The 14,856-nt window shown below is 55.6% G+C and carries 12 protein-coding genes; 7 read left to right on the forward strand and 5 right to left on the reverse strand.

The genetic code is table 11. The annotated features are described in order from the left end of the window. Positions 1 to 12: 12 nt before the first annotated feature. The gene (locus G6R38_RS22175) at positions 13 to 1,482 is read right to left on the reverse strand and encodes a DUF1501 domain-containing protein (RefSeq protein ID WP_166830955.1); all 1,470 of its coding nucleotides are present in this window, start codon (positions 1,480 to 1,482) and stop codon (positions 13 to 15) included. Positions 1,483 to 1,811: 329 nt separating this feature from the next. Between G6R38_RS22175 and G6R38_RS22180 the strand changes: the two genes are divergently transcribed. Next, positions 1,812 to 3,908: a thioredoxin family protein gene (locus G6R38_RS22180; RefSeq protein WP_166830956.1), complete on the forward strand. Its 2,097-nt coding sequence runs from the start codon at positions 1,812 to 1,814 to the stop codon at positions 3,906 to 3,908. 142 nt (positions 3,909 to 4,050) lie between these two features. On the opposite strand, the gene G6R38_RS22185 is transcribed toward G6R38_RS22180, so the two are convergent. Then, a complete protein-coding gene (locus tag G6R38_RS22185; RefSeq protein ID WP_166830957.1) occupies positions 4,051 to 4,368 on the reverse strand; it encodes a hypothetical protein in 318 nt (105 codons plus the stop codon). Positions 4,369 to 4,678: 310 nt separating this feature from the next. Between G6R38_RS22185 and hemQ the strand changes: the two genes are divergently transcribed. The 3 genes from hemQ (at position 4,679) to G6R38_RS22200 (ending at position 7,383) form a co-directional block, all read left to right on the forward strand. Beyond that, on the forward strand, positions 4,679 to 5,515 hold the full coding sequence (gene hemQ, locus G6R38_RS22190) for a hydrogen peroxide-dependent heme synthase (RefSeq protein ID WP_206028679.1): 837 nt from the start codon (positions 4,679 to 4,681) through the stop codon (positions 5,513 to 5,515). 278 nt (positions 5,516 to 5,793) lie between these two features. Beyond that, a complete protein-coding gene (locus G6R38_RS22195; RefSeq protein WP_166830958.1) occupies positions 5,794 to 6,789 on the forward strand; it encodes a DUF1559 domain-containing protein in 996 nt (331 codons plus the stop codon). A 150-nt stretch (positions 6,790 to 6,939) separates the two neighbouring features. Beyond that, the gene (locus G6R38_RS22200) at positions 6,940 to 7,383 is read left to right on the forward strand and encodes a hypothetical protein (RefSeq protein ID WP_166830959.1); all 444 of its coding nucleotides are present in this window, start codon (positions 6,940 to 6,942) and stop codon (positions 7,381 to 7,383) included. Positions 7,384 to 7,472: 89 nt separating this feature from the next. Here G6R38_RS22200 and G6R38_RS22205 read toward each other — a convergent pair whose 3' ends face one another. Further along, on the reverse strand, positions 7,473 to 9,188 hold the full coding sequence (locus G6R38_RS22205; RefSeq protein ID WP_166830960.1) for a hypothetical protein: 1,716 nt from the start codon (positions 9,186 to 9,188) through the stop codon (positions 7,473 to 7,475). A gap of 234 nt (positions 9,189 to 9,422) precedes the next feature. On the opposite strand from G6R38_RS22205, the gene G6R38_RS22210 reads away from it, so the two are divergent. Then, positions 9,423 to 10,223, forward strand: a complete 801-nt coding sequence (locus tag G6R38_RS22210; RefSeq protein WP_206028680.1) for a Crp/Fnr family transcriptional regulator — start codon at positions 9,423 to 9,425, stop codon at positions 10,221 to 10,223. Between the two features lie 86 nt (positions 10,224 to 10,309). After that, on the forward strand, positions 10,310 to 10,702 hold the full coding sequence (locus tag G6R38_RS22215) for a winged helix-turn-helix domain-containing protein (protein ID WP_166830962.1): 393 nt from the start codon (positions 10,310 to 10,312) through the stop codon (positions 10,700 to 10,702). A 68-nt stretch (positions 10,703 to 10,770) separates the two neighbouring features. On the opposite strand, the gene pckA is transcribed toward G6R38_RS22215, so the two are convergent. Both pckA and G6R38_RS22225 read right to left on the reverse strand, forming a co-directional pair. Continuing rightward, positions 10,771 to 12,357 carry a phosphoenolpyruvate carboxykinase (ATP) gene (pckA, locus tag G6R38_RS22220; protein WP_166830963.1) on the reverse strand — a complete coding sequence of 529 codons (1,587 nt, stop codon included), beginning with the start codon at positions 12,355 to 12,357 and terminating at the stop codon, positions 10,771 to 10,773. Between the two features lie 102 nt (positions 12,358 to 12,459). Further along, positions 12,460 to 12,936 carry an EVE domain-containing protein gene (locus tag G6R38_RS22225; RefSeq protein ID WP_166831086.1) on the reverse strand — a complete coding sequence of 159 codons (477 nt, stop codon included), beginning with the start codon at positions 12,934 to 12,936 and terminating at the stop codon, positions 12,460 to 12,462. Between the two features lie 362 nt (positions 12,937 to 13,298). Here G6R38_RS22225 and glnA point away from each other — a divergent pair, with 362 nt between their 5' ends. Further along, positions 13,299 to 14,714 carry a type I glutamate--ammonia ligase gene (gene glnA / locus G6R38_RS22230; protein WP_166830964.1) on the forward strand — a complete coding sequence of 472 codons (1,416 nt, stop codon included), beginning with the start codon at positions 13,299 to 13,301 and terminating at the stop codon, positions 14,712 to 14,714. The last annotated feature ends 142 nt before the right edge of the window (positions 14,715 to 14,856 follow it).

The following is a 14,856-nucleotide window of genomic DNA, read 5'->3' on the forward strand; positions in this document are numbered from 1 at the left end:
GTTTTGTTTCGATTAACTGAAGAGTTCTGCAATTGGTTGGCCGTCTTCGACGATGTAGCGAGGACGGTTGCGTTCGTCTTCGTAGGTGGTTCCGAGTGGCACGCCGAAGTAACGGTAGATCGTCGCGGACAAATCGCCAGGAGTAATCGGTCGACTTTGGATCGCTCCGCCGTCCGATTCGGTGGAACCGATCGTCTGACCATGCGTCAGGCCACCGCCGGCGAGGGCCATCGACATTACAACCGGCCAATGATTCCGACCATCGGTGCTGCCCTGCGTGCCCATGTTCGGGGTGCGTCCGAATTCGCCCATCGCGATGACAAGGGTGTTGTCCAGCAGACCTTTCATTTCCAAGTCGTCGACAAGCGTCGTGATGAGGTGATCGAACAACGGCAACAGCGGCCCCAAGCCACGCGAGATTCCGCCGTATGGTGGGATGTTGTCGCCGTGATTGTCCCACGTCCCGGACGCGGGGTGATACGACAAGTCCAACGTGACAAACCGCGAACCGGCTTCGACCAAACGCCGAGCGAGCAACGCCTGTTGACACCATAAGTGCTTGCCGTATTTCGCGCGGGTTTCGTCTGATTCCCGTGAAAGATCGAACGCCTCCTGAGCCCGCCGACCGACGAGCAAATCCACCGCTTGCGCCCGATACGAATCGACGGCGTCCATCGAACCTCGCAAATCGAGATCACGACGGAGCTGGTCGAAATCCGCGACGAGATTCTGCCGGTTCTTCAGTCGTTCCAAGTTCAAACCGGACGGAAGTTGGAACACGTCGGCCCCGGATGTGCGACCGGTATCCTTCCCCACATTCGTGTAGATCGGCAGTTTCGCGGCGTTGTTGGCGATGAACGGATCGTATTGTTTGCCCAACCAACCCGCGTAGCCGATGTGCGTGGGGTGGGTTTGGAAGGCCACATACGGCGGCATTCCCGGCCGGACCGGTCCGCAGTGCTTGGCGACGATCGAACCGTGTGACGGATAGCGATCGCCCTTCGGATTCGTTCGCGGAGCCGCCTCGCGGTTGCCGGTTTGCATCACCATGTTTGGTTGGTGACTGCTACCACGACAATCAACGGACCGCAGAATCGAAAACTTATCAAGTCGATCGGCCATCAACGGCAGACGATCGCAAATCAACGTTCCCGGTTGCTTGGTTTGGATGACATCGAACGGACCACGATTGTTGACCGGACGGTCCGGTTTCGGGTCCCAGGTATCGATGTGGCTCGGTCCGCCCGCCATCCATAACAGGATCACACTTTTTCCGTTCGAGGGGTCGGTCTTCAAACCGGCGTGGGCGGATTGTTCATGTTGCAACAGGCCCGGCAACGTCAAACCGCCAATTCCGGCCAATCCCGCTTTGAGCACGTTCCGCCGCGACACGAGAGACAACCCCTCCGGTCGGCGGGCGGTTCCATCAAACCAGGCTTGGCGGGCGAAATTCTGCGGGTGAGGCGTTGTTGGTGGGGTCATTGGAACATTCCGGTTGGAAGGTGTTCAATCCGAGCACACGATTCATCTGTCAGATCAATCGGCTCAATTATCAACGATCGTTGATGGTTTTCCAAGAGCGAACAAACAGTTCCGTCGGTAATTCTTGCAAACCGATCGGGATGGAATTGCAATTCTTTCGTCTCCGGAACACACACGGAAAAACATTTCGTCGTTGGAAGATCAATGTGATCCACGAGTTGGAGAGAATTCCCGAATTCGGTTGATGGATTGGCAACGGTTTTGCATCGGTGGATGAGTCCGATGTCGCGAACGGATTCCCGACTCATCTATCAAGGAGTTGATTGTCGATGCCTGAAGTATTTTGGACTGCCGCCCTGCTGCTCAATGTCGGCGTGTTCGCCGCGGATTCACCGAAAGAGTGCCCGCCGGCCCCCTGCCCACCGGGCAAAGCCCATGTGTCCGTTGGTGCAAACTCGGAAATCCTGTGCGGAACGAAATGTGAGGTGAGTCGACAAGTTCCGAGTGGGCGTTTTGAACTCAAACTTCAATGCCAGTTGCCCAGCGAAATCGTCCCCGCCCTCAAGACCGCAAAACCGCCACGACCGGTCCGCGTGCCAACGATCACCCGATTGCGGCAAGCATTGAACAATTTCGTTCCCCATGGGTGGCGCGGACAAACGCTGCCGTCACCGCAATACGTGCAAGACGACGTCGTGTTTTTCCCGCCCGGTCCCGAGTTCCCCGTCGAACCACCGACACCGATTCCCGCGCCCCGTCGAATTCACCAAGTCGAATTCGAACACGCTCCGCATCCGCAACCGGTCCATCCGGCTCCGTTCGCTCGACACAGCGATGAGCACGAGCGATTCTTCCCGCCCGCACCGAATTTTCCTCACCCCGTAACGCCCGTTGCCAATGGCCCAGCACCCGTGGCTTGCCCGGTCGGTGTGTTTCCGATGGCTGGGGTTCCGGCGTACGCACCGTATCCGGTTCCTGTAATGTTTGGTGCTCCGCCGCATGGGCCGATGAATGCCCCAGCTCATGGACCGCATCATCCGGTCATGCCTCCGATGCCGGTTCCTCCGATGGTCGCCGCACACGCACCGTACGTGAAAGCCCGCGTCTGCAAAGGCCCGAGTGGTCACGAACGAGTTGTCTACGAAGCGTGCTCGGCAGAATCGAGTTGCTGCAAAGACGGCTGTGAATGCAAAGGCTGCCAATGCCCCGGTTGTGACAAAAAGAAAACCGCCAGCGTGCCGGTTTACTCCTCGCCCGCTGCTGCGGAGGCGGACCGAAACAACCATGTGCTGTGTTTCGGTGCGGAGTGGTGCGGTCCATGCCGACAGATGAAACCGATCATTCAAGACCTCATCAGCCACGGTTGCCCGCTGAAGGTTGTGAATATCGACGAGCACCCGGAGTTCGCCAAGAAGTTCAACGTCAACGTGCTGCCGTCGTTCGTGGCAGTTGTCGATGGCGAGCCGTGCGACCGAGCGGTTGGCATGATCTCGCCACAACAAATCCGGGCACTCGTGCAACGTGTTGCCGGTGGAAAGCCCGTCTTCGGTGGCAAATTTGAAACGAAACCGGCTCCGAAATCTCCGGCCGATACGACGTATCCCGGTGCGATTTCGGTCACGAACATCGTGGAAGTTCGCTACGCCCTGCCTTCGCAAAAAGGCGAAATGTTGGCCACACTGCTGCGGGATCAGTGCAGCATCGACGTGAAACGGGATGACGACATCCTGACCATCACCACTACGGAAGAAAAACAGAAAGCCGTCGCGAACTTCATCGCCACGGTCGTCGGACCGTCGCCACCAAAGATGGCCTCAAAAGCCGAGCGTAACATCGCGAAGACCGAAGAGACGCAACCCAAGCCGTGCCAACCGGTCGTCCAAAAAGCACCGACCACCCCACCGAAAGTTAGAGTGATCACCTTTCCCCACGGTGGGCAACAGTACCGAATCCGCGACGTCTCCGTCCGTCTCAACGAAACCGCAAAGCCCGTGAAGTACAAAGCCCCGGTTGCGTATCCGAAGGAGAAACCAACTCGGCCGGCATGTGCGGAGAAGAAACCAAAATGCACGCAATCCAACGCGGGGAATACTGGCGTGAATTCCGCGTGTGCAGTTTCCCAGGACACACGGTTCAAGCTCGAATGCGGTCCGCAGGGTGTCAGCGTTCGGAAGGTGGACGATGACGGTCACCCACTGATTCTGAAATGTCAGAATCTCGAAGCCCACGTGCTGGGACAGCTTCCTCGAACGATTCAATGCAAGTTTCAAGAGTGTCTCGGTTTGGATGATGAGACTCAAGAACTCTTGCCGTCCGTCATCAGCGAGGAAGTTCAAAAGGTGCTCAGCGAAGACCCGATCTTCCGAAAACGGGGTAGTTCCCAACCGACTCCGGTATTCTCGTTCTCGATTGGAATCAACCGTTGAGTTCGCAACCGTGAAAGCATGAGGTAACACAAAAACGACCCGGCGAACATTAGGTTCGCCGGGTCGTTTTATTCGTCCTTGCGGACAATCGCCCCCGGAAGCTGATCGGTGATAGTCCTTTGGATTAGGACCGATCACCCGATCAGAACACATCCAAGATGAAGTGATGGCCTTTGTACCAGGGTTTTTCCGTTGGATAAAAGTTGTACCAATCCTTGTTGTACACCGGGATTCGACGTTCCGCCGGGTACTTGTAGTACATGCTGTCGTACTGCTTTGGCGGTTGGAAGTTGTGGGGGTAGTACACGTAAGGATAGTAGTAGAAGCGTTGCCAATCGTTGGGTTGGCCGACTTGTTGGGCCTGAGCTTCAGCCTTACCGGACAGGTCGGCATCTTGCGTGGAGAGGGCACCGAATGCCGCTACTCCCAGGAGGCCGCTCAGCACGAATCGTCGCAGCATGGTGGAATCGTCTCCTCTACCTCGGAACATCGCCACGAACCGCGTCGGCAAGCTTTCCTCGCTTGTGACAGGCACCCGGTGCCCATTTGATCCGAAAGTGGCAGTCTGGCTTGTGTTCCGTTGTGTGTTTCCGGGACACCCATAGTATCGGCGTTCCGAATCCGCTTCCGCCAGCAAAGTTGGTACAATCATTAAGATCGTGCTTTTCCACACGAAATTGCAATTTGAGTGGATTGTGCCTCACGTTCCGCCTAGGTTATCGTGTCTACTGACACTCCCACCACAACAGACTTTTTGAATACCACACGCTATGAATCGCCCTCCCCAAGCCGCCCTGCCCGATCCCACCGTGAAACTCTCCGAAGGCTGGCATTGCCTGCATATTTATTACCGAGTTGACCAAGCCGCTTTGAACGCGATTGGCAAGTCGGATCGCGATTGGGGACGCGGCGAATTGATGCACTGGCTGAACCCCGAACGAGAAGACGCCCCGCAACGGTTGCTCGCAGCCGTGATGAGTGGTCATCGGGCGGATCTCGGTTTGATGATTATGGACCCCGATCCGCTGGTGATCGACAGCGTCGTGCAAGCCATCCGCGCGTGCCCACTGGGACCGGCTTTGGTTCCGACGTATTCGTTCGTCTCGATCAGTGAAGTCTCCGAATACGTTCCCACTGCCGAGCAGTACGGTGAAAAACTCGTCGCACAGGGGTTGGAAGCCGGTTCGGAAATGTACGCGGCGAAACTCAACGCTTACGCCTCGCGATTGCCGGCGATGAACAAGCAACGCTTGTATCCCGATTTCCCGGAACTGCCGGTCTTCTGTTTCTACCCCATGAACAAGAGCCGCGTGCCGGGTGCGAACTGGTACATGGAATCGTTCTCGCACCGGTCGGCCTTGATGTCGGAACACGCCACCAGTGGAATTAAGTTCGCCGGTCGTGTGTCGCAGTTGATTACCGCCAGCACTGGTTTCGACGATTGGGAATGGGGCGTCACTCTTTGGGGACGCAATCCGGAATCGATCAAGGAAATCGTCTACACCATGCGGTTCGATGAAGCCTCCGCCAAGTACGCGGAATTCGGCCCGTTCTACATCGGTTACTCCCGCACGCCGCAAGAAATCGTCGATCACTTGCGGTTGTGATTGGAGTGATCGTTCGTGGTGATTCCGTGAAATTGTTCAGGTATGTGAAAATTTGCCGAATCTTTCCTGCCAATATGAGGTTAAATTCTTCGAACACCGAAGCAATTAACTTCGCCCAACCAAACGTTGCCAACGCAACGACCATCCTGGGAACCACAACCCTCACACCACACCAGTTCTTCCCGGGCACCCTGACGCTACATCCATGTGGTGGGTCAGTCGTTTGACTGATTCACCATCCCCACACACTTTTTTGGTCCTTTTTTGAGGAGAGTTGTATGCGCGGACGAAATCTATCTTCACGTCGTGGCTTCACGTTAATTGAGCTACTCGTGGTCATCGCCATCATTGCGATTCTGATCGCGTTGTTGCTACCAGCGGTGCAGCAAGCTCGCGAAGCTGCCCGCCGAACGGAATGCAAGAACAAACTGAAACAGTTGGGCGTCGCGATGCACAACTTTCATGATGTCTACAAAGCATTCCCTTACGGTTCCTATGACGACGACAATGTGAACTGGGGCTGGAATGTCCACCTGCTGCCGTTCATGGAACAAACCAACATTTACGACGCTTTGAAAACTGCTGGCATGTTCGTGCCTCCGAGTTTCAGCAGCAGTTCGGTAGGCGTTTCGAACGTTGACTCCGTCGCCAACCACAATGTCAGCAACTCCCTCGGCAACAACGCCACGCAAAACGTGTTGAGCGCACTGATCTGCCCGAGTGACATCCTCCCGGAGCAAGCCAACAACAATTACGGGAAGTCGAACTACCTTGGCAACATGGGGAACGTCCGCAACTGGCCGAACCAAGCACTCTCCGACTGGGGTTGCAACACGGGCGTTCGTGGCGACACCCTCAACGGTGTGTACCGAAGCTCCAACAACAACACCAACATCTACCCCACGGCGATGCGAGACATCATCGACGGAACCAGCAACACAGTGTGCATTGGTGAAGTTTCGGTCAGCGAAAACGTAACCGCATCGAACATCGGTGATGGAGCGTACCCCATCTGGGCCGGCGGAAATCCGAACGGTCGCGGGTGTGGCGATGAACTCGGCTTGGGATCGCACTTGCGGTTGATGGACCGAATCACCCCCATCAACCAACGCATCAATGCCGAGTCGAACTTGAGCTTCGGCAGCCAACACCCTGGTGGTGCTCAATTCGTCTTTGGCGATGGCTCGGTCAGCTTCCTGAGCGAAAACATCGACGTCGTCACCTATGAGAATCTGGGCCAACGCAATGACGGACAAGTCGTGACCATCCCATAGTCCGACTGTCTGCTCTTGGCTCCAAGATCGTTTCCCGGTGGTCTCGCATCAACGGTGAAACGGCAACCACACCAATGATTTCACCAGCTCGAACGTCAGCCGATGTTCGGGCTGGTTGTTTATGGAATTGCTCAATCCAAGGAATACTCAATGACGGATATTCGCAAAAGCGTGCATGCGATGGGCTTGGTCATCATGGGTTTCGTGATGACAGTTACAGGCTGCGGAGGCAGTGGCGATCAGAAATCCACCGCAGAGGTTACGGGAACGGTCACGTTCAACGGCCAACCAGTCACCGGTGGAACTCTCACATTCGTGCCGCAAGCTAGCAGTGACAACCCCACGCCCGGCAAACCTGCGTCGGGGAAAATTCAATCGGATGGAACCTTCACACTCAGCACCTATGAAGAAGAAGACGGTGCCGTGATCGGCAAACACGCGATCTCTTACGGTGCTCCCGCCGCCGAATCGTCTGCCGCGACCGACGGGCACGGCGAAGCCGCCCAATCCCCTTATGCCGGGTTGAAACCGAATCCGGCAACTGTGGAAATCGAATCTGGCAGCAATGAGATCGAAATCAAACTGACAAAATAGACCGGCGGCATCAGCAATCCGCTCAACGGGCACCGCGAACTTGACGCTTCGAGTTCGCATCCCGTTGACGACGAGTCCGTAGGGATTTGTCATTTCAACAGCCGATAGATTGCGATTCCCGCGTCTTCGTCCCAAAAGTCGAGACGCAGGTAATTCCGAATCCCGGGCACACTCATCAGTTGCACCGTCGGCATTTTGGTGGAATCGACAATCAACCATTTCACCCCAAGTTTCGCCAGGGCTTCGAACCCGTGTCGATTGGGGAACGCCGACAAATCGCCCTTCAATCGCTTGAACGATCGCGGAAAGAAACCCGAATAACCGTTCGTCATTCGCCGATGATGCAACATGCCGTGCAGCATCCATTGGGCTTCCGGGGCGTAGTCTTCCGCCCGTGTTCCTTTCACGAATGGCATGCCACACACAATGGCGTCTGATCGTGTGTTGTCCTTCACCCAGTCGATCCATTTGCGATGGACTTCCGGTGACGTTACCACATGTAAACGTTGACACGGCGGCCACAATTCCGCAGCGGCCCACCCTCCCAGTACGAGCGCCGAACACGTCGTGACCACGAGTCCGAACTTCCCCCAAGATCGCTCTTGAGATCGACACCAAAATTCGACACACAACGTTTGCACACCGATGGCCGCCAGAAAGCACAATGCCAACTGCGCGAACACGTTGAACCGGTAAACGCTTCGCACTTGGGCGATTCCGGGAACATGCTCGAACAACCACCAATACGGTTGCACGCCGTTGATCTTCAAGAACGGCCCCAACGCCAACAATTCCGCGAGCACTCCGAAACTCAAGAGGAAGACGGTCGCCGTTCGCCACTGCGACTTCCACAACCCGCCGAAAATACCGACCACCGCCAAAACCGTTTTGACAATTCCCGGAAACAACTTCCAAGGCCACTCACGAGGCGTGACCAACTCGGCCGGCAGCGGTGACATGGGTTTCCAAGGCGGAACCAGCAAATCGGATGGACGAGCCGATAACGTTTCGATCAACTCGTGACTCCGTTTCCAATCGTGTCGGTGCATCACTTCCAATTGGGTCCAGACCATCGGACCGATGAGCGCCACGCAAATCGTCGCACCGAACAAAATCATTCCCCAAGCCCGCCAATCGAAACTTTTCCGCCCCAGCAGCCAGGGAGTTGTCGGCACCAACAGTAAACATAGGAACAATCCATAATGGTTGCAGAGGAAATAAGTCACCGCGACCGACAGTCCTAACCGCAAACCGTTTCGCCAATTCGGACCGTGGGCAATATCGACGAGTGCGTGAATCGTCCACACGATTCCAAAGATCGGCACGAGCTGCAACACCCCAAGTTGCCAATGCACGAACGGCAACAACAGCACCATCGCCCCACCAGTGAACGCCGCCGCCCACCCAACTTCCAACCGTCGGAGCAACCGAAACGAACTCCAACCGTTCAAGCTCAAGGCCAGTAAGAGGTAGCAGTTGTAGGCCGCGATCGGGGTGTCCATCATCCAAATCAACGGGGCCACGACGAGCGTAGTTGGCTGCGGTTCCGAGAACGCAAACGTATCCGCAGCGGGAAAGAAAATCGGCGACTGCCAATAATCGTAAAACCCTTCGGCCGCTCGGTCCGCATTCCACCACATGGTCCACAGATTGAAAAGTGGCACGGTTTCCACCGGTTCAGTCCCGAGTGGTAACACCGTTGTCAGCGATTTCGGCATCGGCCAAACCGCAGCAACTGCCAGCAGACCATAGAGAATCAGTTCAAACCGGCCTTGGCGGAACCAAGTTGATTGATAGCAGACCATAAGAATGGGATGTCAACTCCGAGATCGCGTTTGATCAATGACGTATCAGCCGTTTTACCATGGGGATTCGCGTCTCGTTGAGATTTTTTTGTTTGATGGCACGAATGGTGCATTCGAGAACGATGTCTCGATAGAAGGCAATCGCCTTACTGCGAAATTCGACGATTTTTTCGACTTCTCGATGCGTCTCAATAGACATTCGCCAATCGACACGTACGATGCACCCACTTAATATTGTCTCTGGATCAAATTCTGCCGGCTATTCAGACGGAGATGGGCCAACTAGCCGGTCGGTTTCAATGGGAGATCAATCCCGTGCCCGAGAACGACACCGAGAACATCGAACAAAATAGTCTCATTCGAAAGTTGCCGACGGACGTTCGTCACCGACTTCTCAGTATGGGTAAATGCCGGACTTGGGAACAGGGCGAAGTCGTTTATCGACCTGGCCAGGAGATTGAGTCCGTCTACTTCCCGTTAGACGCCATGACGTCGGTCATGGTGAATCTTCGCAACGACCGCGCCATCGAAGTCCTGACGATTGGACCAGACGGTTTCATCGGCGTGGCAGTGTTGTGCGGTTGTCTGGAGTCGGATCGAGAAGTCGTCGTGTCGGCCACAGGAGCCATGCTTGGCATCGAAGTGGGTCCGTTTCTATCACTGACGAAAGCCGAACCGGCCTTCCGTGAGACGTTGCATCATTTCATGTTGACCGTCAAATTTCAGTCGTCACAGAAGACCGCCTGTAGCCAACTTCATCCGACCGAACAACGACTCTGCTGGTGGTTGCTCACGTGTGCCGACGCCACCGGTCAGCAAGAACTTGCCATCACGCAACAACACCTTTCGTGGATTCTCGGTGTGCGACGGGCAACCGTCACGGAGATTCTTCAAATGCTCCGCGACGAGGGTTGTATTTCGTATCGACGGCGGCGAATTGTCATCGAAGACCGCCCTGCTCTGATCGATCGGTGTTGCGAGTGCTACACGACCGTCGAATCTTACAAGCAACAGTTGCTCGAAGTCGCTCCCTGACCTGCCCCTCGTGACAAGACATTGACGTTCGGGAAGCGGTCCGTCACCATGTTCGCATGGGGTCGACTCTTCCGAACGAGGGCAACATGAGCGACGATCAGCACACGGGCGAGCCACCTCTCACACCGCGTGCCAAAATCTGGATTGAGCGAGACGGCCAATACGTCTTCGGTTTGGGGCTGAGCAACATTCTGAAGGCGATCGACAAAACCGGCTCGATCAAAGCCGCCGCCGAACACGTCGGCAAAAGCTACCGTCATGTGTGGTCGCGGGTGAAAGACGTCGAACGCGATTTCGGCATTCCGCTCGTGGAAACGCACGTCGGCGGTTCCGGACCGCAACGCAGTGAACTCACCGACGAAGCCAAACTCCTCGTCCGCGAATACGACCGCCTCCGCCAAAAAGTCTTCCGAATGGTTGACCGGCAATTCAACAAAACGCTGAAATCACTGCGGCCGATTCAAATACACGACGAGTAACGCAGTCTGGGACAACTCCCAGCTTTCTCGCATATCAAAACGCAGTCAAAACGCAGTCAAAAGCAGGGCTAAGAAGTCGGACCCGCTTGGATGACTTCGGCACTCACGCCGCTTTCGTAGGTCTGAAAATTCTCGCGGAAGAGGCCGGCGAGTTTCTTTGCAGTGTCGTCGAAGGAGGCTTGGTCGGTCCAGGTGTTCTTCGGGATCAGGATTTCACTTGGCACGCCGGGGCATTCGGTGACGACGTGGATACCGAAGATCGGGTCGGGCTGCGTTGGGGCGTCGGCTAATTGACCGGAGTGAATCGCGTCGATGATGGCACGTGTGTAAGCGAGTTTCATCCGACTTCCCGTGCCGTAGGCTCCGCCGCTCCAACCGGTGTTCACCAACCAGACTTTCGCGTCGTGCTTCTTGATTTTCTCGGCCAACAACTCGGCATATTTGCCAGGATGCCACACCAGGAACGGTCCACCGAAACACGGTGAGAACGTCGCTTGCGGTTCATTGACGCCCATCTCCGTCCCGGCGACTTTCGCGGTGTAGCCACTGATGAAGTGGTACATCGCTTGTTCGGGAGTCAGTCGACTCACCGGCGGCAACACGCCGAACGCATCGCAGGTGAGGAAGATCACATCCGTCGGATGACCGGCAACGCATGGAATTTTGGCGTTGTCCATGTACTCGATCGGATACGCTCCACGCGTATTTTGCGTGATCGAGGAATCATTGAAGTCGACGTGATGGTCGGCGGAGTCGTATTTCACATTCTCCAAAACCGCGCCGTAACGGAGAGCCCCGAAAATCTCTGGCTCGGTTTCAGCAGAGAGGTAAATCGCTTTCGCGTAGCAACCACCTTCGATGTTGAACACGCCGGAATCGCTCCAACAGTGTTCGTCGTCACCGATCAGCCGCCGTCTTGGATCGGTCGATAGCGTGGTCTTCCCGGTTCCGGAGAGCCCGAATAGCACGGAACTTTTCTCACTGTCTTTCTCCGCCGTCGCCGAGCAGTGCATCGACAGAATGCCTTTGTCAGGCATCGTGTAATTCATGTATGTGAAGACGGCTTTCTTCATCTCACCGGCGTACTCGGTGCCGAGGATGACGACTTCACCTTGTTCGATGCTCAGGTCCACGCTGGTCTTGCTGGTCATGCCGGACGTGTAACGATTCGCCGGAAACTTGCCAGCGTTGTAGATGACAAAATCCGGTTCGCCGTAGGTTTCCATCTCCTCGGGCGTGGGGCGAATCAGCATGTTCCGCATGAACAACGCATGATAAGGACGAGCCGAAATCACCCGCGTCTTGATGCGGTTCGCAGGATCCCAACCGGCAAACGCATCGATCACGTACAACCGGTCTCGCGTATTGAGGTAATCGATCGCCCGTTCGCGGTTGATTTGGAACGTCGATTCCTCCAACGGAAAATTGACCGGTCCCCACCACACATCCGCTTCGGAATCCGGATGTTTGACGACCCGTTTGTCTTTTGGGCTACGACCGGTCTTTTCACCGGAATAAGCGATCAGAGCGCCGGTGTCAGCAATCGTAGTGCCGGCTTCGCGGCGGATCGCCTCTTCGTACAGCGTGGAGGGATCAGGGTTGCGGAGAATCCGTTCCACGGTAATACCGTGGTTTTGCAGGGAGAAATCACTCATCGACCAAGTCCGTGAAGTGTGAGAGAGGTGGGCTCGAAGTCTATCGAAGTCGGTCCGTGGAAAACAACCAAAACAACCACCGCAATTCGGATGCCGATACGTCTAAGACTTCGGTTCCACACCGGCCAACCGATGCACCGCTGCCCACTCATCTGGCGTGACGGGTTGAATCGACAACCGCGACCCCCGTGCGAGTACCATCATCCCAGCAGTTTCCTCATCCTCCTTGAGCATGTCCCGTGTGACTGGCTCGGGAAACTCTTGCTCCAACTTCACATCGACGTGGTACCAAGTCGGATTCTCAGGATCGCTTTTCGGATCGTAGTGATGGTCGTTCTCGTCGAATGCGGTATGGTCAGGATAACCAGCTTTCACAACCCGCATGGTTCCCACTATTGCGAGCGGCTTCGTATTGCTGTGATAGAAAAACACCCCATCACCCACCTGGACATCGTCTCGCAGGAAGTTTCTAGCCTGATAATTCCGCACCCCATCCCAAAACGTGGTCTGCTTTTTCTCTTGCAACAGATCGGAAATGGAATACGCATTGGGCTCGGACTTGAACAGCCAGTACTTCACGTCCTCTTTGGCCGCCTTTGCCTTCTTTTTCGACATTTCTGCTCACATTTTGTGCTAGGGTGCCATGAATTCGTTGCGTTCCCGAGTGCAATCATTCACCATCCAAGTCCATGACGGAACCAGACAGATGGGACCGTACAATTGATCCATCTCGAATTGGCTTACTTCGGGACAGCTGATCTGGCTAGACTGTAGGGAAATTGGCGTCCAAACGCGAGTTGATCTCTGTGAGAACCTTTGCCCCTTCACGGGGTGATCTTCCATGGAATGATGGCGAAACGTCAAAGCGGTACGGTTTTTGCGTTCCCCAATAGCATCGCTGAGAGTTGCCCGACCCGATGAGTGTTCCCAGGACCGACAGAATGACCCCGAAGGAAGTTTTGGCGTTATGCCGAACCCATGATGTCAAAGCCGTTGATCTCCGTTTCATGGATTTTCCGGGAACGGAGAAGCATTTCACGATTCCGGTTCAAGCCCTGACGGAAGTCAGCTTTGAAGACGGTTTCAGTTTCGATGGGTCCAGCCTGCGTGGTTGGCAGTCGATCAACGAAAGCGACATGCTCGTCGTCCCGCAACCCGAGACGGCGATGATCGATCCGTTCATGGATCGCACGTTGTCGATGACATGCAACATTCAAGACCCGATCACTCGGGCCGACTACCCCAAAGACCCGCGGAACGTCGCTCGCAAGGCCGAAGCCTACATGCGATCGACCGGCATTGCGGACACCGCCAACTTCGGGCCGGAAGCGGAATTTTTCGTCTTCGATGACGTGCAATTCAGCTGTAACGAACACGAATCGATGTATCGGGTCGATAGCATCGAAGGACCGTGGAACACGAACGGCGAACGTCGCAGCGGCGGCACCGCAGGCTACAAGGTTCGGTATCGCGAGGGGTATTTGCCGATGCCCCCGAACGACACCTTGCAAGATCTGCGAACCGAAATGATGCTGCTGCTGATGGAGTGCGGCGTCGAGGTGGAAGCCCAGCATCACGAGTCTGCCACGGCCGGGCAATGCGAAATCGACATGAAATACGGTCCGCTCGTGCAGATTGCCGACCATCTGCTGCGGTATAAGTATATCGTCAAGAACGTTGCCGCTAAGAATGGCAAAACCGCTACGTTCATGCCCAAGCCGTTGTGGAATGACAACGGTTCCGGCTTGCACTTGCACTTCTCGCTTTGGAAAAACGAAGAGCCATTGTTCGCCGGCAGCGGATACGGTGGGTTATCGGAGATGGCGTTGCACGCGATGGGCGGCATCCTTAAACACGCGAACGCCGTGCTGGCGTTCTGCTGTCCGACGACCAACAGCTACAAACGGCTTCTGCCCGGATTCGAAGCACCAATCAATCTGACGTACAGTTTCCGCAACCGGTCCGCAGCGATTCGCATCCCAGTGCACTCGCCACATCGGGACCACAAACGCTTCGAGTTCCGCTGCCCGGATTCGTCATCGAATCCGTATTTGGCGATGTCGGCAGTGTTGATGGCCGCTCTCGACGGTATTCAGAACAAGATCGATCCCGGTGCTCCGCTCGACAAAGACATTTACGATCTCGACCCCAGCGAACTCAAAGACGTCCCCAAAACGCCCGCGTTCCTGGAGGAATGTTTGCAAGCACTCCGCGACGATCATCAATTCCTGCTTCGTGGTGACGTGTTCACCGAAGACGTGATCGACACCTGGATTTGGTACAAGACCGAACACGAAATCAACGCCATCCGCGAACGCCCGCATCCCTACGAATTCGCGATGTACTACGACATCTAAACACCGTCTCGACCGAATTGCGACCGTCTGTGTCCGGGCTCGTGACACATTTGCGAACCGCCTGTTGAACGAAGAATCACTATCGTGGGGGATCGTGAACGGAATAATGCGAACCATCCGCGGTTCGCTTCGCGCGCCAATT

Source organism: Thalassoroseus pseudoceratinae (genome assembly GCF_011634775.1).
GTDB lineage: Bacteria > Planctomycetota > Planctomycetia > Planctomycetales > Planctomycetaceae > Thalassoroseus > Thalassoroseus pseudoceratinae.

Coding starts and splice junctions, on each gene's coding strand:
- G6R38_RS22175 (WP_166830955.1), bottom strand. CDS start 1,482: ATGACCCCACCAACAACGCCTCACCCGCAGAATTTCGCCCGCCAAGCC.
- G6R38_RS22180 (WP_166830956.1), top strand. CDS start 1,812: ATGCCTGAAGTATTTTGGACTGCCGCCCTGCTGCTCAATGTCGGCGTG.
- G6R38_RS22185 (WP_166830957.1), bottom strand. CDS start 4,368: ATGCTGCGACGATTCGTGCTGAGCGGCCTCCTGGGAGTAGCGGCATTC.
- hemQ (WP_206028679.1), top strand. CDS start 4,679: ATGAATCGCCCTCCCCAAGCCGCCCTGCCCGATCCCACCGTGAAACTC.
- G6R38_RS22195 (WP_166830958.1), top strand. CDS start 5,794: ATGCGCGGACGAAATCTATCTTCACGTCGTGGCTTCACGTTAATTGAG.
- G6R38_RS22200 (WP_166830959.1), top strand. CDS start 6,940: ATGACGGATATTCGCAAAAGCGTGCATGCGATGGGCTTGGTCATCATG.
- G6R38_RS22205 (WP_166830960.1), bottom strand. CDS start 9,188: ATGGTCTGCTATCAATCAACTTGGTTCCGCCAAGGCCGGTTTGAACTG.
- G6R38_RS22215 (WP_166830962.1), top strand. CDS start 10,310: ATGAGCGACGATCAGCACACGGGCGAGCCACCTCTCACACCGCGTGCC.
- pckA (WP_166830963.1), bottom strand. CDS start 12,357: ATGAGTGATTTCTCCCTGCAAAACCACGGTATTACCGTGGAACGGATT.
- glnA (WP_166830964.1), top strand. CDS start 13,299: ATGACCCCGAAGGAAGTTTTGGCGTTATGCCGAACCCATGATGTCAAA.